Origin of the sequence: Pisciglobus halotolerans, from assembly GCF_900113675.1 — a bacterium.
GTDB classification, from domain to species: domain Bacteria; phylum Bacillota; class Bacilli; order Lactobacillales; family Carnobacteriaceae; genus Pisciglobus; species Pisciglobus halotolerans.
Genome location: NZ_FOQE01000018.1, coordinates 14,006 through 36,377, shown reverse-complemented (window position 1 = coordinate 36,377; position 22,372 = coordinate 14,006). Strand labels below are relative to the sequence as shown.

At 37.1% G+C, this 22,372-nt stretch carries 21 protein-coding genes and 1 riboswitch; of the genes, 20 read left to right on the top strand and 1 reads right to left on the bottom strand.

What is annotated here, in order from left to right:
* The first annotated feature begins 86 nt into the window (after positions 1–86).
* The 20 genes from pfkA (at position 87) to BM057_RS07055 (ending at position 21,802) form a co-directional block, all read left to right on the top strand.
* Positions 87–1,049 carry a 6-phosphofructokinase gene (gene pfkA, locus BM057_RS07150; protein WP_047391481.1) on the top strand — a complete coding sequence of 321 codons (963 nt, stop codon included), beginning with the start codon at positions 87–89 and terminating at the stop codon, positions 1,047–1,049.
* 23 nt (positions 1,050–1,072) lie between these two features.
* Entirely contained in the window at positions 1,073–2,830 is a 1,758-nt protein-coding gene (gene pyk, locus BM057_RS07145; protein WP_092092495.1) for a pyruvate kinase, read from the top strand.
* Between the two features lie 241 nt (positions 2,831–3,071).
* Entirely contained in the window at positions 3,072–3,947 is an 876-nt protein-coding gene (locus BM057_RS07140) for a CvfB family protein (RefSeq protein WP_092092492.1), read from the top strand.
* Between the two features lie 73 nt (positions 3,948–4,020).
* The gene (gene xerD / locus BM057_RS07135) at positions 4,021–4,911 is read left to right on the top strand and encodes a site-specific tyrosine recombinase XerD (RefSeq protein ID WP_047391490.1); all 891 of its coding nucleotides are present in this window, start codon (positions 4,021–4,023) and stop codon (positions 4,909–4,911) included.
* 64 nt (positions 4,912–4,975) lie between these two features.
* Entirely contained in the window at positions 4,976–6,145 is a 1,170-nt protein-coding gene (gene deoB / locus BM057_RS07130) for a phosphopentomutase (protein ID WP_092092489.1), read from the top strand.
* A gap of 16 nt (positions 6,146–6,161) precedes the next feature.
* Positions 6,162–6,983: a purine-nucleoside phosphorylase gene (locus BM057_RS07125; protein ID WP_092092487.1), complete on the top strand. Its 822-nt coding sequence runs from the start codon at positions 6,162–6,164 to the stop codon at positions 6,981–6,983.
* A gap of 694 nt (positions 6,984–7,677) precedes the next feature.
* Entirely contained in the window at positions 7,678–8,049 is a 372-nt protein-coding gene (locus BM057_RS07120) for a GNAT family N-acetyltransferase (RefSeq protein WP_047391499.1), read from the top strand.
* 12 nt (positions 8,050–8,061) lie between these two features.
* On the top strand, positions 8,062–8,802 hold the full coding sequence (locus BM057_RS07115) for a segregation/condensation protein A (RefSeq protein WP_047391501.1): 741 nt from the start codon (positions 8,062–8,064) through the stop codon (positions 8,800–8,802).
* Positions 8,803–8,813: 11 nt separating this feature from the next.
* Complete coding sequence (gene scpB, locus BM057_RS07110; RefSeq protein ID WP_047391504.1) at positions 8,814–9,413, top strand: SMC-Scp complex subunit ScpB; 600 nt, start codon at positions 8,814–8,816, stop codon at positions 9,411–9,413.
* Between the two features lie 16 nt (positions 9,414–9,429).
* Positions 9,430–10,155 (top strand): pseudouridine synthase, encoded by a 726-nt coding sequence (locus BM057_RS07105; RefSeq protein ID WP_092092485.1) that lies wholly within the window; start codon positions 9,430–9,432, stop codon positions 10,153–10,155.
* Between the two features lie 235 nt (positions 10,156–10,390).
* Positions 10,391–11,116 carry a response regulator transcription factor gene (locus BM057_RS07100; protein ID WP_047391510.1) on the top strand — a complete coding sequence of 242 codons (726 nt, stop codon included), beginning with the start codon at positions 10,391–10,393 and terminating at the stop codon, positions 11,114–11,116.
* 11 nt (positions 11,117–11,127) lie between these two features.
* Entirely contained in the window at positions 11,128–12,951 is a 1,824-nt protein-coding gene (locus BM057_RS07095) for a sensor histidine kinase (RefSeq protein WP_245741868.1), read from the top strand.
* Positions 12,952–13,020: 69 nt separating this feature from the next.
* A riboswitch (FMN riboswitch) is annotated at positions 13,021–13,145 on the top strand.
* Between the two features lie 120 nt (positions 13,146–13,265).
* On the top strand, positions 13,266–13,850 hold the full coding sequence (locus tag BM057_RS07090) for an ECF transporter S component (RefSeq protein ID WP_092092483.1): 585 nt from the start codon (positions 13,266–13,268) through the stop codon (positions 13,848–13,850).
* 318 nt (positions 13,851–14,168) lie between these two features.
* Entirely contained in the window at positions 14,169–15,239 is a 1,071-nt protein-coding gene (locus BM057_RS07085) for a helix-turn-helix domain-containing protein (RefSeq protein ID WP_092092481.1), read from the top strand.
* The gene (locus tag BM057_RS07080; RefSeq protein WP_047391521.1) at positions 15,232–16,680 is read left to right on the top strand and encodes a RecQ family ATP-dependent DNA helicase; all 1,449 of its coding nucleotides are present in this window, start codon (positions 15,232–15,234) and stop codon (positions 16,678–16,680) included. Before BM057_RS07085 ends, BM057_RS07080 begins: the two co-directional genes overlap by 8 nt.
* A gap of 58 nt (positions 16,681–16,738) precedes the next feature.
* On the top strand, positions 16,739–17,443 hold the full coding sequence (locus BM057_RS07075; RefSeq protein WP_092092479.1) for a LysM peptidoglycan-binding domain-containing protein: 705 nt from the start codon (positions 16,739–16,741) through the stop codon (positions 17,441–17,443).
* Positions 17,444–17,569: 126 nt separating this feature from the next.
* Positions 17,570–18,250, top strand: a complete 681-nt coding sequence (cmk, locus tag BM057_RS07070) for a (d)CMP kinase (protein WP_047391525.1) — start codon at positions 17,570–17,572, stop codon at positions 18,248–18,250.
* Positions 18,251–18,345: 95 nt separating this feature from the next.
* Positions 18,346–19,578, top strand: a complete 1,233-nt coding sequence (gene rpsA / locus BM057_RS07065; protein WP_047391526.1) for a 30S ribosomal protein S1 — start codon at positions 18,346–18,348, stop codon at positions 19,576–19,578.
* Between the two features lie 374 nt (positions 19,579–19,952).
* Entirely contained in the window at positions 19,953–21,266 is a 1,314-nt protein-coding gene (gene der, locus BM057_RS07060; RefSeq protein WP_092092477.1) for a ribosome biogenesis GTPase Der, read from the top strand.
* A gap of 260 nt (positions 21,267–21,526) precedes the next feature.
* Complete coding sequence (locus BM057_RS07055) at positions 21,527–21,802, top strand: HU family DNA-binding protein (RefSeq protein ID WP_047391532.1); 276 nt, start codon at positions 21,527–21,529, stop codon at positions 21,800–21,802.
* A gap of 218 nt (positions 21,803–22,020) precedes the next feature.
* Here BM057_RS07055 and BM057_RS07050 read toward each other — a convergent pair whose 3' ends face one another.
* Positions 22,021–22,365, bottom strand: coding sequence for an ImmA/IrrE family metallo-endopeptidase (locus BM057_RS07050; RefSeq protein ID WP_092092475.1), 345 nt, complete (start codon positions 22,363–22,365; stop codon positions 22,021–22,023).
* Positions 22,366–22,372 lie beyond the last annotated feature (7 nt).

Genomic DNA, 22,372 nt, shown 5'->3' with positions numbered 1-22,372 from the left:
GATCCATGAAAACAGAAGGATATGCAGATACATATCAATCTTTTCATGCAGAATACATTAATTTTTTTATGAGGTGAGTGTACATTATGAAGCGTATTGCTGTTTTGACAAGCGGGGGAGACGCTCCTGGAATGAATGCAGCTGTTCGTGCTGTTGTCCGTAAAGGGCTGTATGAAGGAATGGAAGTCTACGGTATCAATTATGGATATGCAGGTCTGGTAGCCGGAGACATTCGTAAAATGCATCGCAGAGATGTCGGAGATCTGATTTCTAGAGGCGGAACCTTCTTATACTCGGCTAGATACCCTGAATTTGCAACAGAAGAAGGACAGTTGAAGGGAATTGAACAACTGAAAAAATTCGGTATCGAAGGTCTGGTTGTAATTGGTGGAGACGGTTCTTACCGTGGTGCTTTGGCGTTGACGAAACATGGTTACCCAACGATCGGCTTACCTGGAACGATCGATAATGATATTGCGGGAACGGACTTCTGTATCGGCTTTGATACAGCAATCAATACTGTGTTAGACTCATTAGATAAAATACGGGATACTGCAACAAGTCACGTTCGGACCTTTATCGTAGAAGTTATGGGACGTAATGCGGGAGATATTGCTTTATGGGCAGGTGTTGCAGGCGGCGCAGAACAAATCATTATTCCTGAAAAAGAGTTTGACATGTCAGAAGTTGCTGAAGAAATCAGAAAAGGTCGCGAAAGAGGAAAGAAACATACCATCATCGTTCTAGCTGAAGGTGTGATGAAAGGAAACGAATTTGCTGATAAACTTTATGAATACGGCGATTTTCACCAACGTGTAACTGTATTAGGGCACGTTCAACGTGGCGGTTCTCCAACAGCTCGTGACCGTGTATTGGCAAGTAAATTTGGTGCTACAGCTGTTGATATGCTGAAAGATGAAAAAGGCGGTTTGTGTCTGGGTCTTGTCAATAATCAAATCGTGGCAAACGATATTATTGAGACTCTTGGCAAGAAAAAACATATGCCTGATGTATCCTTATACCAATTGAACAAAGAAATTTCATACTAAAAAATGTTAGGGGTAGTAAAGATATGAAAAAAACTAAAATTGTATGTACCATAGGACCAGCAAGTGAATCTGTTGACTCATTAGTCAAAATGATAGAAGCTGGAATGAACGTGGCTCGTTTGAATTTTTCACATGGAGACTTTGAAGAACACGGCAATCGTATTAAAAACATTCGTGAAGCATCTAAAATCACAGGAAAAATGGTAGCAATTCTTTTAGATACAAAAGGTCCTGAAATTCGTACACATAACATGAAAGATGGAAAAGTTCAATTTCAAATTGGCGATGTCGTTCGTGTAGCAATGGAAGAAGTAGAAGGAACGAAAGAAAAATTTTCAGTTACTTACCCAGAATTAATCAATGATGTAGAACCTGGAGCTCATATCTTGTTAGATGATGGATTGATTGATCTGCTTGTAACCGATATTGACAAGGAAAACGGAGAAATCGTGACATCTGTTAAGAATGCGGGCGTCCTTAAGAATAAAAAAGGTGTTAACGTACCAGGCGTATCTGTTCAATTACCTGGTATCACAGAAAAAGATGAAGCAGATATTCGTTTTGGTTTAGAAAATGATATCGACTTTATCGCTGCAAGTTTTGTACGCCGACCAAGTGACGTTTTAGAAATCACTAAAATTTTGGAAGAAGTAAACATGACACATGTTAAAATTATTCCAAAAATTGAAAACCAAGAAGGCGTAGACAACATCGATGAAATTTTGAAAGTTTCTCAAGGTTTGATGGTTGCACGTGGCGACTTAGGTGTTGAAATCCCAACTGAAGAAGTTCCAATCGTTCAAAAAGAAATGATTGCAAAATGTAACAGATTAGGATTGCCAGTTATTACTGCTACACAAATGTTAGATTCTATGCAAGTGAATCCGCGTCCAACACGTGCAGAAGCTAGTGACGTTGCCAATGCTATTTTTGATGGAACAGATGCTATTATGTTATCCGGTGAAACAGCTGCTGGGGATTACCCAATCGAAGCTGTTCAAACAATGGCAAACATTGCAAAACGGACAGAAGAAGCTTTGATTGGTCAAGATGCTTTTGCATTGAAACTATTCGATCAAGGAGATATGACAGAAGCTATTGGACAATCTGTAGGTCATACTGCACGCAACTTGGGCATCAATACAATTGTAGCCGCTACAGAGTCAGGTCATACAGCTCAAATGATTTCTAAGTACCGTCCTAAATCTGATATCGTTGCTGTTACTTTCTCAGAACGTACACAACGCGGCTTAGCTTTGACATGGGGCGTTTATGCTACTGTTTCTGAAAAACCAGAATCAACAGATGACATGTTCAACCTTGCAACTAAGATCTCTCAAGAAGAAGGATTTGCTAAAGAAGGCGATCTTATCATCATTACAGCTGGTGTTCCTGTAGGCGAACGTGGAACAACGAACTTAATGAAAATTCAAATGATCGGTTCTAAGCTTGTTAATGGACAAGGTGTTGGATCTGAATCAGTTATCGGTAAAGCCATTGTGGCAACAAGCGCAGAAGAAGCTAACAAAAATGCTGTAGAAGGCGGCGTGTTAGTGGTTAAGTCAACTGACAAAGATTACTTGCCAGCCATCGAAAAATCAGCAGCTGTTGTTGTTGAACAAGGCGGTTTAACAAGTCATGCAGCTGTTATCGGAATTGCTATGGGCATTCCTGTAATCGTTGGGGCTGAAAAAGCAACTGAATTAATTGAAAACAATGAATTGATCACAGTTGATTCTCGTCGTGGTATTATTTATCGCGGAGCAACTGCTGCTATCTAATCCATTGCGGCCAAAGACTAGTGTCAAATGAGTGGAGCTGGGGGAACCTGGCTCCATTTATTTTTTTCACAAAGATTTCGTTGTAGTGTATAAGAAAACCAACTGGAAACGAATCATATGCGATTGATTGAGAGAAATCTTTAAATAGACAGAGTGATGCTTGTTAATAAAAAATGAAACAAGACAGTATTTGAATGACATAATATTATTATGGTAAACTAAATAAAAAAGGGTGAAAAAAATGAATCATGCTTTAGGACAAGTGATTACGGGAATTGTTACTGACGAAAATGAAAAAGCTTATTTTGTTCAAAAAGAAGGTCTAACCTACCAGTTAGCCAAAGAAGAAGTCGAAAGTCTTCAATTAGGAGACACCGCGAAAGGTTTTGCATATATCTCGCAAAATAAATTGCTCATTTTAACAACACATATTCCAAAAGTACGTATTGGTCATTACGCTTTTGGTGAAGTCGTAGAAGTGCGTAAAGATTTAGGCGTTTTTGTAGCAATTGGACTTCCTGATAAAGAATTGGTTGTTTCATTAGACGACTTGCCGAGTGAAAAACATCTTTGGCCAAAAAAAGGAGATACATTGATGCTCAGCATGAAAGTAGATGAAAAGGATCGGATGTGGGGAGTGCTGGCAGATGATCTTGTTTTTCAATCTATTTCTAGAAAACCTTCTGAAGAAATGCTCAATAAGGACATTAAAGGAGTCGTTTACCGGACTAAGTTAATGGGGACACACGTGTTGACCGATGATTATCTGTTAGGTTTTATTCATCCATCTGAGCGGGACAACGAACCTCGATTGGGTGAGCGTGTTACTGGCAGAGTCATTGGGATAGGCGAAAGAGGGATGCTCAACATCTCATTGAAACCAAGAGCACATGAAGTCATTTCAGAAGATGCGGCTATGCTGCTGACCGTATTAGAAAGATCAAAAGATCAGAGTTTTTCTTATACCGATAAAAGCTCTCCAGAATCAATCAAAGAATACTTCGGCATCAGCAAAGGTCAATTCAAACGAGCACTTGGGAATTTGATGAAGCAAAGAAAAGTGATACAAAAAGATGGCAGAACCTATCTAGTATCAAATAAACACGAAGATCAGTAATAAGATTAAGCAGGAGTCTACTAAAGACTTGTGATGAAGAAAGGCGAATCAGCAAATAGAAGGAGATTTTTTCATGAAAGAAGACATCGAAGAGTATGTCCGCTTTTTGAGAATCGAACGTGGTCTATCTGAAAATACCATTGAAAGCTATCAGCGGGATCTTAAACAATATCATCTTTTTTTAGAAAAGAATCAGCTAACCAATTGGGAACAAATTGATCGTTATACGATTCTATCTTTTTTACAATATTTAAAGGAAGAAAAAAAGTCTTCTGCTACTGTTATTCGAATGGTATCTAGCTTAAGAAGGTTTCACCAGTTTTTAAAGCAAGAACAACTAGCTCAAAATGATCCGATGTTATATATTGATACGCCTAAAAAAGCACAATCTCTTCCTAAAATTTTGTCATTAAAAGAAGTAGAGACACTTATTATGACACCTAATGAAAATGAGGTTTTAGGTCTGAGGGATCGGGCGATTTTAGAAGTGATGTACGCTACTGGTTTAAGGGTGTCTGAATTGGTTGAACTGAAACTCACGGATCTTCATTTGTCTTTAGGTTTGATTCAAACGATTGGAAAAGGAGACAAAGAGCGAATTATTCCTTTAGGAGATATGGCCATTGAATGGGTCGAAAAATATTTGAGATACAGTCGCACAAAACTTGAAAAGCCTGATAAAAGATCTCCTTATCTTTTTTTAAATCATCATGGAAAGAAACTCACGCGCCAAGGAATCTGGAAAAATTTAAAAGGGCTGGTACAAAAGGCTGGAATCAAAAAAGAGGTCACACCTCATACGTTGAGACATTCATTTGCAACTCATTTGTTAGAAAATGGAGCAGATCTGCGAATCGTTCAAGAATTGCTTGGACATGCTGACATTTCAACGACCCAAATTTATACGCATATTACAAAACAAAGAATGGCAAAAGTTTATCATCAATACCATCCAAGAGCATAATAGAAATCAAGAAGATTTTATGAGATAATAGAGAAGCAAATATCACCATCAAGGAGGAGAGCAAATGAAGTACAATCGCGTTCACTTAATTGTTATGGACTCTGTAGGGATCGGAGAAGCACCTGATTCAGCTAAATTTAATGACACTGGTGCTGATACCTTAGGACATATCGCTGAAAAAGCAGGATTAAATATTCCTCACCTAGAAAAACTAGGCCTTGGGAATATTCGTCCGCTCAAAGGCGTGAAAGAAGATCCTGAAAGCAAAGGATACTATACAAAACTGGAAGAAGTCTCTGTCGGTAAAGACACGATGACTGGCCACTGGGAAATCATGGGATTGAATATCCAGACACCCTTTCGCGTTTTTCCAAATGGATTTCCAGAGGAGCTGATCAAAAAAATCGAAGAGCATACAGGTCGCAAAGTCGTGGCAAATAAACCAGCCAGCGGTACAGCTATCATTGATGAATACGGAGAACACCAAATGAAAACCGGTGATTTGATTGTATATACTTCAGCTGATCCTGTCTTGCAAATTGCAGCTCATGAAGACATTATCCCTTTAGAAGAGCTTTATAGTATCTGTTCTTATGTCAGAGAAATCACAAAAGATGATCCATATATGATCGGGCGTATCATTGCTCGTCCATATATAGGAACGCCAGGAAACTTTACACGTACAAGCAATCGACACGATTACGCACTTGACCCCTTCGGTAAAACTGATCTGAATTACTTAAGTGAAGGCGGAAAAGACGTGATCGCTATTGGAAAGATCAATGATATTTTCAATGGGCAAGGGATTACAGATTCTGTTCGTACGAAGAGTAACATGGATGGTGTAGATCAGTTATTAAAAGTGATGGATCGTGATTTTACGGGAATAAGTTTCTTAAACTTAGTAGACTTCGATGCGATATTCGGACATCGTCGTAATGTAGAAGGATATGGCAAAGCCATTGAAGAATTTGACAACAGAATCGAAGAGATTCTAGGTAAATTAAGAGAAAATGATTTACTGATGATCACAGCTGATCATGGAAATGACCCAACTGCTCCAGGAACAGATCATACTAGAGAGTATGTTCCTTTGCTGGCTTATTCTCCGTCTATGGAAGGCAGAGGAGCATTGCCGCAAGGACACTATGCAGATATTGGTTCAACGATTGCTGAAAACTTTGGAGTAGCAAATACTGGATTCGGCAAGAGCTTTTTGGATCTTTTAAAATAAAACTTTGGAGGATAATATGACGACTCAAATACATGAACAAATTAAAGAAGCTGCATCTTTTATTCAGCAACAAGGTGTTGAACAACCAGAGATTGGACTGATTCTTGGATCTGGTCTTGGCGAATTAGGAGACGAGATCGAAAATCCAGTAATCATTCCTTATCATCTTATTCCACATTTTCCTGTTTCAACTGTATCAGGACATGCCGGTCAATTAGTTTATGGTGTATTAGGTGAAAAAAAAGTTTTGGTCATGCAAGGGCGTTTCCATTATTATGAAGGATACCAATTGGGAGAAGTAACATTTCCGGTTCGGGTGATGAAAGCATTAGGCATTCATTCGATCATGGTTACGAATGCAGCTGGCGGCATTAATGAACAATTTTCTCCTGGTGATTTAATGATGATCACTGACCAAATCAATTTTACGGGCGTCAATCCTCTTTATGGACCCAATGATGAAGAAATGGGACCAAGATTTACAGATATGAGTCAGGCCTATGATTTGGTTTATCAAGATGTCGTGCGAAAAGTTGCAAAAGAAGAAAATATCCATCTGCAAGAAGGTGTCTACATTGGATTTTCAGGACCAACATATGAAACACCTGCTGAAATCAAAATGGTAAGAAACTGGGGAGCAGATGCTGTAGGGATGTCAACGGTTCCTGAAGTAATCGTTGCTAACCATGCTGGTCTGCGAGTAGTAGGTATTTCTTGTATCACCAACTTGGCTGCCGGTATGCAAAAAGAATTGAACCATGAAGAAGTTGTGGAAACAACAACGCGCGTAAAAGAAGAATTCAAAAGATTTGTTAAAAGCATCTTAAAGAACATGTAAAAAGATCGACTGAGATAAATGGTTGAATGATAGGTGATGTTTGAAGTCCTATCCTACAAGAGGATTTCGGTCATGCTATAATGAAAGTTGCTATGAGCACACAGATGATTTAGCATCACCATCAAACAAAAAAGAGCCAATCTGGCTCTTTTTTGTTTGATACCCTTAATGAGAATAGTGTTACAGCAGCAAACAACTAAGATTTGTAGAGCTTTTTCATGTCTTTGTTATTGCTGTAGAAGAGAAAGTCTGTCACCTATACATAAAGTTGCTGGATAGAAAATGAAGAGGTGTTAACGATACAAGTCTCCGGCTATTTTTGTAAAACAGAAAGCTCAAAATGGAATTTTAAATTTCACAACGCTTTCAATGAAGGTTTTGCAGTAGAAAATTGTGGCGTCCTTATGGCAGGCTTGTATTGTGTAATTGGCCTTCTTATGATAAAGTAATCAAGGTATATCAAACGACAAAAAGATAGAAATGATAAATAAAAGACAATGAATAACTAAACAGTCATCAAATGAAAGATTGCGATAGAGTCAAAAGATCAAAAAAGATACTAGTAATGATCATAGCAAATGTTTCCACTTGCTTATCTCTAACAGACAGTATGCTCCTAGCAATCAAAAAAGCATCTACAACATCCAGATAGTTGTTGTATGCCAAGTAAGTATTGATGAATTGGGAGGAAAACATGTTACAAACCTATAAAAAAGACTATAAGAAGATCACGATGGGATTGCTTTCTTTGATACCTGATCTAAAAGATATTCATCGTTTAAACGATGAATTAGAATGGTATAACAGCGAAGAAAATCGAAAAATCTATTTGTGGCGCAGCGAAGAAACAGATGATTTTATTGGTGTGATCGGTATTGAATTATCGGAAGAAATTGTACTGCTACGTCATATTTCCATCAATCCATCTTTTAGAAAAGAAGGCATCAGCCATGAAATGCTTTATGCACTAGAAGAACTTTATCCAAACCAAAAAATTATCGGTACGTTAGAGACATCTGGTATTATTGCAAAATGGGAGCAAGAAAAGAATAAAGAAGAGTTATAAAAAGGTGAGAACATGACAGATATTACAGTAAAAATAGATGGTTTTGAAGGACCATTAGATTTACTGCTGCATTTGATCCAGCATCTTGAAATGGATATCTATGATATTCCAATAGCAGAAATCACTTCTCAATATCTTGCTTATATCCATACGATGAAAATGTTGGAACTTGATGTAGCTGGAGACTATCTTGTCATGGCAGCGACGCTAATGGCTATCAAAAGTAAAATGCTTTTACCAAAACCAGAGTTGGATGAAGAAGAAGAATTTTACGAAGAAGGGATAGACCCTCGTGATGCTTTAGTTGAACAGTTGTTGGAATATCAAAAATATAAGCAAGTAGCTACTGTTTTAAAACAAAAAGAAGAAGAAAGAAGCTTTTATTTTACAAAAGAACCAACAAATCTTGAAGATTATCAAAAGGATATACCGCTTGAACCTGATAAGATCAATACGATTGATCTTGTACGCGCTTTTCAGGATATGTTGAGAAAAAAGAAAAACCGTGTGCCGTTGCAGACCAAGATCACAGCTGAAGAAGTCACGATGGAAGATCGAATGAAGAGCATCTTGCATCGCTTAACGCCCAATAAGCCACTGTTATTCACAGATTTGTTTGAAGTGCAATCAAAAAAAGAATGTGTTACAACTTTCATTGCTTTATTGGAATTGATGAAAGATCAACAAGTGGCCGTTCATCAGCATTCAAACTTTGCAGATATTACCGTTTCGTTAATGATGAAACAGAGATAGGAGCGAAAGCTATGGAAGAAGCAGCAATCGAAGCTTTGCTTTTTGTTGCAGGCGATGAAGGCCTGACTTTGGAAGAAATTGCTAGTTTATTAGATATATCAACACAGTCAGCATTTGCTCAACTGATGTCTTTACAGCAAATGTATGCCTCTTCTAAAAGAGGTCTGATGCTGCTTGAAGCAGGTGAAAAGTATGAACTGGCGACAAAAAAAGATTTTTCTGAGATCGTAAAGAAATATGCTTCCTCTCCATTTGCAACAAGTTTATCTCAAGCTGCTCTTGAAAACTTAGCGATCATTGCCTATAAACAGCCGCTTACAAGACTAGAAATAGATGAAATCAGAGGTGTGCATTCCGGTGCATCATTGCAAAAACTTGTTTTAAGAGGATTAATAGAAGAAAAGGGAAGAATGGAAGCCCCAGGAAGACCAATTCTGTATGGAACCACCCAGTATTTTATGGATTATTTTGGTTTGAAAACCTTATCTGATTTGCCTGATATTAAGGACCTAGAGCAGACAGATGAAGAAGAAAGCGAAGCAGATTTATTTTTTGAACGTTTTAAAGGACAGTTTGCTGATTCTATTGAGGAAGAACAAGAGGAATTATAGGTAAGGAGAGGATAAGATGGAACGCTTGCAAAAAGTTATGGCGCATGCAGGAGTTGCTTCACGAAGAAAAAGTGAAGAGTTGATCAAAGAAGGCAGAGTAAAAGTGAATGGTGAAACGGTTACTGAGTTGGGCAAACAAGTGTCTCATTCAGATAAAATAGAAGTCGATGATATTCCGGTAGAACGTGAAGAGCCTGTTTATTTTCTAATGAATAAACCGAGAAATACGATCACAGCTGTTGCAGATGATAAAGGCAGACGGGTAGTAACAGACTTTTTCCCAATGATTGAACAGAGAATCTATCCAATCGGCCGGCTCGACTATGATACAACAGGTGCCTTGATTCTGACAAATGACGGAGACTTTGCACAACAACTGATGCACCCAAAAAATATGGTGAAGAAAACTTATATTGCTAAGGTCAAAGGGATCGTTACCAAGAAAGCTATTCGCCAATTAGAAAAAGGTGTTGTGATCGATAAAAGAAAAACAGCTCCTGCTAAAACCAAAATCATCTCAACAGATATTCAAAAAGATACAACAATGGTCGAACTGATCATCCATGAGGGAAGAAATCATCAAGTAAAGAAAATGTTTGATGCAGTGGGTTATCCAGTGAAGAAACTTACAAGAGAAGCCTATGGTAATCTATCCGTCAAAGGATTGAATTCAGGAGAATGGCGAGAGTTGAAACATCACGAAGTCAATCAACTTAGAGAGCTAAGTAAAAAAGAAGGATAGACTTTTTTTATAAGTTGAACAGAACCGAAAAAGTTTGGAAGCAGTTTCCAAACTTTTTTATTGTGTCCGTTACATAAGGATATAAGGCGAAAATAAACAAGAGGAATGGCACAAATTTGAAAGAAACGTTTCCTTATGGAAGAATCAAAACCAAAATGTTGATAAACATGAGATAAGTTCGGTATAATAAAAAAGAATTATAGGATACACTTTGTGAAAGGGTGTCATGTTGAATATGGAAAATGAAGAAATATCAATTTTAGTTGTAGATGATGAGGAGCGGATTCGCCGGCTTCTAAAAATGTATCTCGAAAGAGAACACTATCAGATCACAGAAGCTGAAGACGGAGAAGAAGCCTTGAAAAAAGCTTTAGAATATGATTATGATCTCATCTTACTCGATTTAATGATGCCAAAAATGGATGGTATTGAAGTAGCTGAAAAACTTCGAGAAGAAAAAACGACGCCGATCATGATGTTGACGGCTAAAGGAGAAGAAGTCAACCGTATTCAAGGCTTTGAAGTGGGAGCCGATGATTATATCGTGAAACCATTCAGTCCGCGTGAAGTTGTTTTAAGAGTATCAGCAATGTTAAAAAGAACGCATGTGGCAAAAGAAAAAGAATCTTCTGATCCTGACTTGATCGTTACAGAACATATCGAGATCGATAATCGCTCTCATTCTGTTTTAGTGGATAAAAAGACAGTGAACTTAACACCAAAAGAATACGAATTGCTTCTCTATTTAACACGCTCTCCAAATCAAATATTTGGTCGTGAGCAATTGCTGAGAGAAGTTTGGAAGTATGAATTCTTTGGTGATCTGAGAACCGTTGATACACATGTTAAGCGCTTAAGAGAAAAGTTGGCGAAACAATCGCAAGAAGCTGCTAAATCTATCGTAACGGTGTGGGGATTGGGTTACAAGTTCAGCGTCCAATCAGAAGAAAGCAAGAAATAGGATGATTCCTTATGAAGTTTAATGGATTAATATGGCGCATTTGGTTTATTTCAATGTTGCTCATTGGATTCTGCTTTATCTCAACCACTTATTTTTTTGACTTGCTGTATCAGGAACGAATCGAAAAGCAATATGTCAGTGATTATGAAGATATTATTTTAGATATGGAAAATACACTAGAAAGCAATGAACAAGTTTCTAGGGAGTATGTCCAAAACTGGAATACTTCCCACAAACACATTAGTATGGCTTTGTATATCGATGACAAGCTGCAGACTCCAGCGCTTCAAGAAATTGTTTCAAATAGAGCAGATTACGATGATACGATTACTGCAGCGATTCAACAAGCGATCGAAACAAATAAAGACAGTCGAGATATTGGTTATATCAAAACGAAAAAAAATCCTAAAACGCCTTATATCTTAAGCATCAAACACGTTCAGGTAGATGGAAACGACAACGCATTCATTGTTTCTTTTGCCGGTTTTTCTTTTTTGGATGATATTCAAGGGAATATGCATAAATGGGCTGCAAGCCTTTTTGTTCTTTATGGGCTATTAGCTGTTTTGTTCTATCTCTTTTTGAAGAAACGATTAGGCGAACCATTAAATGAGTTGAAAGATATCGCCTTTGATTATGCGGTGAATGATTTTTCAAGACAAGCGCCGGTAGAACATAAAGACGAACTGTCACAGTTGTCAATGGCGATGAATAAAATGGCCAAATCCTTAGAAACAACAGGTACTGCAACGCGGCAAGAAAAAGAATTGTTAGCCAATATCGTGTCTTCTATTTCAACGGGAATTCTGTATTATAATCAAGATAAAACGCTGTTGCTATCTAATCCAAGTGGAGTGGAATTCTTGGAGCATGCAGACAAAGAACAAACGGCTGTCGAACTTCACGTACCGGATTTTCTTAAATCAAAAATTGATGAAGTGATCCGTATTTCGGGAAAAGTTGAATTCGAATATACAGCAGATGATTGGTATTATGAAGTTTCTTTAATACCGCTATTTGATGAAGATTTGACTTCTGTTCGTGGTGTTTTAGTATCTGTCCAAAACATCACGAAGGAAAGACGCTTAGATAAGATGCGTGTAGATTTCATCAATAATATTTCTCATGAACTGCGTACACCTCTGGTTATGATTCAAGGATATAGTGAAGCAATTGTGGATGACGTAGCTGAATCACGCGATGAAAAAAATGAAATGGCACAAATCATTGGAGAAGAATCTAAGCGAATGAATCGGATGGTCAATGAGATGCTTGATTTGTCGCGTATGGAAGCCGGATACATCCAACTATTTAAAGAAGAGGTTGATTTAAAAGCATTCTTTACTCAGTTGCTTTCTAGGTTCCATACAATGGCCAGCAATGGAGGCATTACACTTTCTTTAGAGATAGAAACTGGTTTAACAAGTTACTTTATGGATAAAGATAAAATGGATCAAGTATTTGTTAATTTGATCAATAATGCGATTAGACATACGATAATGGGGCAAAAGGAAGAAGGATCTGTAAAAGTCTGGGTTCACTTCGATCATTTGGTTGATGATATTTTAATTGAAATTATCGATAATGGAACAGGGATCCCAGAAAAAGATGTTCCTTATATTTTTGACCGTTTTTATAAAGCAGACAAATCACGAGCTACTCAAAGTTCTAACCGAATTGGAACCGGAATCGGATTGTCTCTTGTGAAAAGCATCGTTGAAGCGCATGAAGGATTTGTTGATATCAAAAGCAAAGAAGCGCAAGGTGCTACCTTTAGGGTACATCTGCCCTACGTTGAAGAAAATGAGCAAATTAATGACAAAGGCCGCGACTGAGATATAAAAGTAGTTGCATCTTAGTTCGTTTACCTGTATAATAGATACGTAAAAATAATATAAATAATGATTCGTCTTCAGGGGCAGGGTGCAATTCCCGACCGGTGGTAAAGTCCACGAGCTGACTATTTTTTAGGAGGCTGAACTGGTGAAATTCCAGTACCGACAGTACAGTCTGGATAAAGAAGATAGAGTTTATTTGAATATTTTGTATTCAATGCTCTGTTTGATTTTTCTCTGGAGAAAAGTCAGACGGAGCATTTTTAATAAACTTCAATCCCTCTTGCTGATGGATCCTTTTAGGAGGATTTTTTATGCAAAAAAGAAATACGAAAAAAATGATAGGTGTTGCAATGTTAGGTGCTTTGGCAGCTGTGATCATGAACTTTGCTTTTCCAATCATTCCAGGGCTGTCCTTTTTAAAGATTGATTTTAGTGATCTGCCAATTTTGATCGGTATGTTTTTATTTGGTCCTTCTGGCGGCATCGGTGTTGCTTTTGTCCGCTCCATTTTGCATTATGTGCAGACAGGAGGAGACGCCGGATTTCCAATAGGAGATACAGCTAGCTTTATTGCTTCCATCTGCTACGCTCTGCCGATTTACTATGTGATGCGTTCAAAAGGAACAGCCCTTAAAGAAATGGCTTTAGGAGGATTGGCAGGTACTCTCTCATTGACAGCAGTGCTAACGCTTCTAAATTACTTTGTTCTATTGCCACTTTATGCGCTTGTTTTCAACTTGGATGTGGGCCCGATTTTCGATTATCTTATTCTTGGAATCGTACCATTTAATCTAATAAAAGGCTTGATCATCAGCACGGTATTCGTTGTGTTATTCGTCAAACTTGAGCCTTGGATCGAACGCAATCAAACTAACCCAAACCATTGCAGAGCTTAAGAAAAATAATAAAGGGTTATACAATATATAACCTTGATCAGTAAAAAAACATTTTTTTAATGCTAAACCCGTTAGAATCCTATTTCTAGAAATTTCAGTAGCCTATCGACCGGAAGAAATTTCTCTACAACGTTAGAAGAGGAAGATTCTAATAAAAGGAGCCAAGGAGACTATATTCATCCTTGGCTCCTTTTGGATTTTATTGAAAAATCTATGAATGTTGACGAAAAATAACAGAAAAGGTGCTATTTCTGGTATAGTAAAGAGGAGAAGAAACGACAAAATAATGTTTAAGAAGCAAAGATAAGGTGAACAACAGTGAAGACACTTTCCTATTTAGATTATTTTATTCTTTCATTGCTGAAGGATCTTCCTATAAAAGCAACGAGTTTGTTTTATATTTTAAAAGGCAAAAGAACGGCTTCCATGCTGTATAAAGCATTAGAAACTCAATTGACGCCTGTTTTTGGGTTGTTTCCTTCTTTAGAAAAACAACAATATGATCAAGCCGTTCAACAATATCTCCTAAAGAACTATGTAGCTTATGCATCTTCCGAAAAAGAGGATTTGATACTAACACAAGAAGGAAAAGAAGCAGTTGAAGCTTATTTTAAGACTCACTATAAGCCAACTGCTTTAGAACATTTAAAAAAAGGCAAACTCCTAATGAATTTTCAAAAAAAGAGTTTATTTTTGATCCAAGTCTTTTCGGAACTACGCTATCATAATAGAACGTACATACCGATCGAAAGAGATTATTTTCTTCAATTATGGGTGAAACAATGGCTTCAAAAACAAAACATTGAGCGACAGGAATTGGCGCTAGCATTTGGGGAAGAATGGGGTCAGCTGTTAGATCAATTAGCAATGGATAGTGCACAACAAATCGTTTTGACGATGACTGGACATACTCAAGTCGGACAAACTAGAAACCAATTGGCTTACCAAAGCAAAAAAGAATCGATGGAGATTGAACTTCAAATACTGGACAGCTACTACGTCTTCCTTCTCAATATAGACAAGAGACCCGCAACTTTTCCTCTGCTGTACAGCATCATTCAAGAGGAACAGTCTCTTTATCCTTATGGCTTGGGTAAAAGTGTGCAGCTAACAAAAAACTATTTAGAAAAAGGCTATGCGCTCGATGAAATAGCTTCTAGGAGAAATTTAAAAAACAGTACCGTTTCAGAACATATCATCGAATTGGCGATCATTTGCGAACAAGAACAGTTTTTAAATAATATTCCAACATCCATATATGAGAAACTAAATAAAATCTTAGAAAAAGAAAAAGATTTATCCTTTGCTCAAGTGAAGGAATCCTTTTCAGAATTACCATTTCTTTGGTATCGTTTAGTTCAAATAGAGAGGTTAAAGAAACATGTATAGAGAAGAACAGTTAAAAAAATTGTTGCAGGTGAAGTTTGGCTATCCTGAGTTTCGCGAAGGACAGCAAGAAGCGATTGAAGCTGCTTTAAACGGCGATCATACCTTGGTGATGTTGCCAACAGGGACTGGAAAATCAATCTGCTATCAACTGAGCGGATATTGTTTAGAGGGGAAAGTACTTGTGATATCTCCTTTACTGTCTTTGATGCAGGATCAAGTAGAGCAAATGAAACAAAAGGGTGAAAAAAGGGTAGTTGCATTAAATAGTCTGCTCTCTAATGAAGAGAAAAAGTATTTATTAGATCATCTTTCTATTTACAAATTTATCTATTTATCTCCTGAAATGCTTCAACAAGAAAAAGTGATGCGCGCCTTAAAAAAACAAAACATAGCCCTTTTTGTAGTGGATGAAGCGCATTGTATCTCACAATGGGGAATGGACTTCCGACTAGATTATCTTCACTTAGGTTGGGCTCGAAAGCAGCTCGGTTCTCCGCTAACAATGGCATTGACAGCTACGGCAACGAAACGTGTAAGGAAAGAAATACTTTCTAGTCTGGACCTTGAAAAAGAGCCTTTTCAAGAAATCGTTTATTCTGTAGATCGTCCAAATATCGTATTGGATGTGATCCACTGTGACCAGAACAAAGATGAACAAGTATTGGAAAAAGTTGCATTTCTTGAACCGCCGGGAATCATTTACTTTTCTAGCAAAGCAGCAGCAGATGAGATGGCTGAGAAAATAAATCAACAGACTTCTTTTTATGCAGAGAGTTATCACTCAGACATAGATTCAGCTGATAAAATTAAAATTCAGCAACAATTTATTCGAGATGACATCGATATTATTTGTGCGACAAGTGCTTTTGGAATGGGCATCAACAAGAATAATATTCGTTATGTCCTGCATTATCATCTACCAGCAAGTCCTGAAGACTATCTTCAAGAAATCGGAAGAGCAGGCAGAGATGGCAAAAAAAGCATTGCTGTATTGTTCTATGAATCGGGCGACTATGCTATTCAAAAGTATTTTCAAGATGAATCACTACCGACGAGAAAGATGATTGATTGGGCTTACCGCAAACAAAATATGCAGCTTCTAGATGCAAACGAGATTCAAAAACGTATGGCTGCTTACTTTGTTGATCAGCATATAGACCAACAAACTGCTTATCAAACAGTTATGGAACGAAAAAGGATCAAAGAAGAACAATTGAGCTATATGATACAGTATAGCGAGACCAAAGACTGCAAAAGAGCGTTTCTATTACATTACTTTGGAGAAAGAGCTATGGAAACCACCGAAAATTGTTGTTCTTCTTGCAGCATTGACTGGACAGATTTTGAAAAAACAATGAAGACAAAAGAAAAAAAGGCAAAAGAAGTGACAAAAAATTGGCAAAAAAGTTTTAATGCGCTCTTTTTGTTTTCATATTTTTAAGGAAAACCACTAAAGCATGTGATATAATGATGCTGAACTCGGAAAGGAGGGGTATGATATGGGGAGAAGAAAATCAAAAAAAGTACACGAGAAAGAGGAATTATGGTCGCGTAAATTTGATGATGAAGAAGATGTAAACAAGAACTACTCTCGAACGGAACGTAAAAAAGCCGCTAATAGTGTGTCTCCAGTTATGACATCGCTTGTCATTTTTTTGGCCCTCTTTATTATTTTACCTACTAGTGTCTATTTGTGGTATTCAAGTAATACAAGCAAAGCAGATCAATCACTTGATCCTGATGACAGTATCGTAATCACTCAAAATGAAAGTAGTAGCGCAAGTAGTGAATCGATAAGTTCAGCAGCATCAGACATATCTAGCCAAGCGTCTTCTGAAGAATCTAAAGAGGAAAGCAGTGTAGCATCAGAAGAAACAAAAGTGGCAGAAAAAGCTGAAGATACTCAAAAAGCTAAGAATAAAGAAAATACACAAACAGAACCTAAAAAAGAAACTAAAAAAGTGACACAAGAAGAACCTAAGAAAGAAACTACAGAAACAACTTCTAAAAGTGAAAAAAAACAACCTGAAACAACTGAAAAAACAAAAAAAGAAGAACAATCTGGCTCTACTTACACTGTTAAAGCTGGAGACAATCTTTATCGTATTGCGTTGAATCACAATATGACAACCGATGAATTGAAAGCTTTAAATGGGTTATCTAGTGACAATGTCAGCGTAGGCACGGTACTTACTGTAAAATAAACAAAAACAAAAAGCTGGGATAAATCTCTCAGCTTTTTCGTGTATAATGATGATAGTGATCAAAGAAGAATAGACAACTCGTTATTCTTTTCTGATTCATTTTTAGATAGGAAAGTAGGAATGTAAGTGGTAAGTCAGTTGAAAATCGCTATTGATGGTCCAGCTTCGGCTGGAAAAAGCACAATCGCCAAGTTGATCGCAAAAGATTTGAACTATATTTATTGTGATACAGGGGCGATGTATAGATCTTTAACCTATGCAGCAATAAAAAAGAATATAGACCCGGCTAATGAAGAAGCTCTTGCGGCATTACTAAAAGAAATGACTATTTCATTTAAGGCCGGTAAAGAACAGCAAAGCGTCTTTGTCAATGGCGAAGATGTAACGGAAGAGATTCGCCAACCAGACGTTACCAACCAAGTCTCAGCAGTATCTGCTCATAAAAAAATTAGAGAAGACCTTGTTCGGCGCCAGCAAGAAATTGCTGAAGATGGCGGAGTTGTGATGGATGGTCGAGATATCGGCACAGCTGTTTTACCAAATGCCGAAGTGAAAATTTTTATGGTCGCCAGTGCCGCAGAAAGAGCTGAACGTCGCTATAAAGAGAATCTATCAAAGGGGATCGAGACACCACTGCTGGTTTTGCAAAAAGAAATCGAAGAGCGGGATTATAAAGATGCTCATCGACAAGTATCTCCATTGGTACAAGCGGAAGATGCCATTTTGATCGATACAACGAATCTCTCCATTTTAGAAGTTGTTGAAAAAATTAAAGGAATCATTGAAAAAAAACAAGAACAAGAATAAATTTCAAGATAAAAAAGCCGTTTTGGTAGCATTATCTTAATAAATTCGTTAGAATAAGACATATAGGATTTATTTGGCTAATAGGAGGAAGTAAGATGACTGAAAATGAAAATATGCACGAATTAGAAGAACAACAATCAATGTCTGACGTAATGAAAGACGTTGAAGAAATCAATATTGGCGATGTTGTCCAAGGAGAAGTATTGGCCATCGACGAAAATAAACAAGCAATCGTTGGATTGGGTGGCGGTCTTGAAGGTGTAATTCCTCACAATGAATTATCTGCATCTCCTTTTGAAAAAGTGACAGATGTTGTAAATGTGGGCGATACACTTGATTTGGTTGTTATCAAAGAAATCAAGGATAAAGAAAATGGCAGCTACTTGTTGTCTAAACGCCGTATTGATGCTAAAAAAGTTTGGGAAAATATCCAAAATGATTATGAAGAAGGCCGCATCATCGAAGCACCTGTTACAAATGTTGTAAAAGGCGGCTTGGTTGTTGATGTGGGTGTACGTGGATTTGTACCTGCTTCTATGGTAGAAGTTCATTATGTTGATGATTTCTCTGCTTATAAAGGTAAAACATTATCCTTTAAAATCATTGAAATCGAACCAAGTGAAAATCGCTTGATTCTTTCTCACAAAGCAGTTGTAGAACAAGAAAACGAAGCGAAAAAAGAAGAAGCATTAGAACGTTTAGTTGAAGGAGAAACGGTTACAGGAACAGTTGCTCGCTTAACGAACTTCGGTGCATTCATCGATCTAGGCGGAGTAGACGGATTGGTTCATATTTCTCAAATTTCATATGAACATGTTAACCATCCTTCAGATGTTCTAACTGTCGGTGAAGAAGTCAATGTTAAAATCTTATCAGTAGATAAAGAAGAAGGCCGCATTTCATTATCTATTAAAGATACACTTCCTGGACCTTGGGAAAACATTGAAGAACGTGCTCCTGAAGGAACAGTGCTTGAAGGAACGGTTAAACGTTTGACTAGTTTTGGCGCTTTTGTAGAAGTTTTCCCAGGCGTTGAAGGTCTCGTTCACATTTCTCAAATTTCACATAATCACATTGCTACTCCTCATGAAGTTTTATCAGTAGGAGATCAAATCAAAGTGAAAGTATTGAGCGTTAACCCAGATGAACAACGTTTGTCATTAAGTATCAAAGCTTTGGAAGAAAGACCTGAACGTAAGCAAGAAAGAAAACCTGAAACTAAAGCACCAGTCGAGCTTGATGAAGAAGAAACAGGGTTTACTTTAGGCGATTTAATCGGCGACCAACTATCTGATTTATCAGATGAATCTTCTGACGAAGAAAAATAATCAGTTTTCTGTCAGATAAACTAGTTGGAGCAGGAAACAAAGCTTGTTATAACTTTTAACACGAGCTAAACATTAGCATAAAAGAATGTAGTGCTAAAAGCACTTCTAGTTTGAGGGCATGTGGTTCCGTTATAGGTGCTGCATCCCTCTTTTTTTGGTGACTTAAAGCTCATTTTAAAAAGATGATGGGAATTGCCATGAATGCGTTCATAAAATGATTGGCAACCTAAAAAAAAGCAAAATAAAAAAGATTTATATAGGAAAAGTGACAATTTTTTTTCATTTATAAGGGAATAAGACAAAAAAGAGTTGCAAGTTTGTAACAAGTTGCATAAACTAAGATAAGGAAATTTTTAAGATAGGAGGCAACCATTATGGCAAAACCAGTTATCGCCATTGTTGGTCGTCCAAACGTTGGAAAATCTACCATTTTTAACCGTATTGTCGGTGACCGTATTTCAATCGTGGAAGACGTCTCAGGTGTAACAAGAGACCGCATTTATGCACCGGCCGAATGGCTTGGGAAAGAATTTAGTGTCATCGATACAGGTGGGATCGATATCGGTGATGAACCATTTTTAGAACAAATTAAACAACAAGCAGAAATTGCCATCGAAGAAGCTGATGTTATTATCTTTATTACAAGCGTTAGAGAAAGATTAACAGATGCAGATGAACAAGTTGCACAAATGTTATATCGCAGCAATAAACCAGTTTTATTGGCTGTCAATAAGGTAGACAATCCAGAAATGAGAACAGATATTTTTGATTTTTACGCACTTGGATTGGGAGAACCTTATCCTGTTTCTGGAAGTCATGGTTTAGGACTTGGAGATCTTTTAGATAAAGCTATTAGTTATTTTCCTTCAGAACAGGAAGCAGATGAAGATGAATCAATCATTAAGTTCAGCTTTATTGGAAGACCAAATGTAGGGAAATCTTCTTTGATCAATGCTCTTTTAGGTGAAGAACGTGTCATCGTTTCAAATGTAGCCGGAACGACTCGTGATGCGATTGATACTTCTTTTACAGCTGCAAGTGGATCAGAATTTGTCATGATCGATACAGCAGGGATCCGCAAAAAAGGAAAAGTTTACGAAAATACTGAAAAATATAGTGTGTTAAGAGCCTTAAGAGCGATTGAACGTTCCGATGTGGTCGTGATGGTGTTGAACGCTGAAGAAGGCATTCGTGAGCAAGATAAAAAGGTAGCCGGCTATGCACATGAAGCTGGTAAAGGTGTGATCATCCTAGTCAATAAATGGGATGCCATTGAGAAGGATACCAACACACTGAAGAAGTTTGAAGAAGACATTCGACATGAATTTGCTTATTTGAGCTATGCGCCTATTTTGTTTGTTTCAGCATTGACCAAGCAACGACTCAATCAGTTACCTGCATTGATTGAAAAAGTAAGCCGCAACCAAAAACTGCGGATCCAGTCTTCAACGCTTAACGAAGTGATTTTAGATGCTGTAGCGATGAATCCAACGCCTACAGACAAAGGCAGAAGATTGAAAATTTACTACACAACACAAGTAGCGATTAAACCACCAACTTTTGTTGTATTTGTTAATGATCCTGAACTGATGCATTTCTCTTATGCCCGTTATTTAGAAAATCGGATTCGTGATACTTTTGACTTTGAAGGCACGCCGATTCGTGTCGTCACACGGAAAAGAAAATAAAAAAAGAAAGCATTTTAACACAGTTCATATAGAACTTCAACTTTTTTATCATTTTATCGAATTTGCTTTGAAATTTTCCTTAAAAAGCTTAAAAATCATTGCAGTATCAGCATTTGTGTGATATCTTTTTAAATGAAATGTCATTTAAATAAACGAATTTCATTTCACTACGCTGTTGTTTTTGGACCACTCAAAAATAGCAGTTGATGTTTATTTACTTAACGAACATCGATTCTTCTGTTCGAGGAGGTGAAATATAAATGGCTAACAAAGCACAATTAATCGAAAACGTTGCTGAAAAAACAGGACTAACTAAAAAAGATGCAACTACAGCAGTTGATGCAGTATTTGAATCTATTCAAGAGTCTTTGAGTAATGGTGAAAAAGTACAAATCATTGGATTTGGTAACTTTGAAGTACGTGATCGTGCAGCACGTAAAGGTCGTAACCCTCAAACAGGGGATGAAATCGAAATCGCTGCAAGTAAAGTACCTGCATTCAAACCAGGTAAAGCACTTAAAGATGCAGTTAAATAATTTAAATGTAAAAACCCTTGATTCGTCAAGGGTTTTTATTATGTTTTGAGAATATTCATTTTTAAAAGGGGCAAAAAAGGAGCAATTTTTATAAATCACTCGCTTCTAGTTGTTCACAACAAATTCATGCGAGAACACTTCAAAAAATTCAGCGTATTGACAGTTACTTGTGATTCTCCTGCAGTTTTACAACTATTCAAACAGATCTAGAGTTTGTTCTATTTTAATTTACATTCCCAGCCTAATCCTAATTTCAATTTCTCCAAAACATCAGAATAATTAAATTGTCCATCCGATTCGTTTATGAGGTAATCTAACATATAACCTGTGGCTTCGTTCTCCATCTTAGATCGATAAACAGGATTATTATATAGAATTGAGGAGTCTTTATGATTTAATGCGTGCCCTAACTCGTGAAGAATGACTTCCTTTTGTTTTTCTTCATTTAATTCTTGGTTAACAAACATCATTTTTAACTTTGAATTATAGTAACCATTTTTTTCGAGTTTGATCATGACTAATTCAATTCCATTATCTTTGAGTAAAGTATAAATGCTATCCATATAGGCC

Bases quoted from the DNA above. Each gene is read 5' to 3' on its own strand.
- deoB (WP_092092489.1), top strand. From the start codon at position 4,976: ATGAAGTACAATCGCGTTCACTTAATTGTTATGGACTCTGTAGGGATC.
- der (WP_092092477.1), top strand. From the start codon at position 19,953: ATGGCAAAACCAGTTATCGCCATTGTTGGTCGTCCAAACGTTGGAAAA.
- BM057_RS07125 (WP_092092487.1), top strand. From the start codon at position 6,162: ATGACGACTCAAATACATGAACAAATTAAAGAAGCTGCATCTTTTATT.
- BM057_RS07095 (WP_245741868.1), top strand. From the start codon at position 11,128: ATGAAGTTTAATGGATTAATATGGCGCATTTGGTTTATTTCAATGTTG.
- BM057_RS07140 (WP_092092492.1), top strand. From the start codon at position 3,072: ATGAATCATGCTTTAGGACAAGTGATTACGGGAATTGTTACTGACGAA.
- BM057_RS07055 (WP_047391532.1), top strand. From the start codon at position 21,527: ATGGCTAACAAAGCACAATTAATCGAAAACGTTGCTGAAAAAACAGGA.
- BM057_RS07090 (WP_092092483.1), top strand. From the start codon at position 13,266: ATGCAAAAAAGAAATACGAAAAAAATGATAGGTGTTGCAATGTTAGGT.
- rpsA (WP_047391526.1), top strand. From the start codon at position 18,346: ATGACTGAAAATGAAAATATGCACGAATTAGAAGAACAACAATCAATG.
- BM057_RS07100 (WP_047391510.1), top strand. From the start codon at position 10,391: ATGGAAAATGAAGAAATATCAATTTTAGTTGTAGATGATGAGGAGCGG.
- scpB (WP_047391504.1), top strand. From the start codon at position 8,814: ATGGAAGAAGCAGCAATCGAAGCTTTGCTTTTTGTTGCAGGCGATGAA.
- BM057_RS07120 (WP_047391499.1), top strand. From the start codon at position 7,678: ATGTTACAAACCTATAAAAAAGACTATAAGAAGATCACGATGGGATTG.
- pyk (WP_092092495.1), top strand. From the start codon at position 1,073: ATGAAAAAAACTAAAATTGTATGTACCATAGGACCAGCAAGTGAATCT.
- pfkA (WP_047391481.1), top strand. From the start codon at position 87: ATGAAGCGTATTGCTGTTTTGACAAGCGGGGGAGACGCTCCTGGAATG.
- BM057_RS07115 (WP_047391501.1), top strand. From the start codon at position 8,062: ATGACAGATATTACAGTAAAAATAGATGGTTTTGAAGGACCATTAGAT.
- BM057_RS07080 (WP_047391521.1), top strand. From the start codon at position 15,232: ATGTATAGAGAAGAACAGTTAAAAAAATTGTTGCAGGTGAAGTTTGGC.
- BM057_RS07105 (WP_092092485.1), top strand. From the start codon at position 9,430: ATGGAACGCTTGCAAAAAGTTATGGCGCATGCAGGAGTTGCTTCACGA.
- xerD (WP_047391490.1), top strand. From the start codon at position 4,021: ATGAAAGAAGACATCGAAGAGTATGTCCGCTTTTTGAGAATCGAACGT.
- BM057_RS07075 (WP_092092479.1), top strand. From the start codon at position 16,739: ATGGGGAGAAGAAAATCAAAAAAAGTACACGAGAAAGAGGAATTATGG.
- BM057_RS07050 (WP_092092475.1), bottom strand. From the start codon at position 22,365: ATGGATAGCATTTATACTTTACTCAAAGATAATGGAATTGAATTAGTC.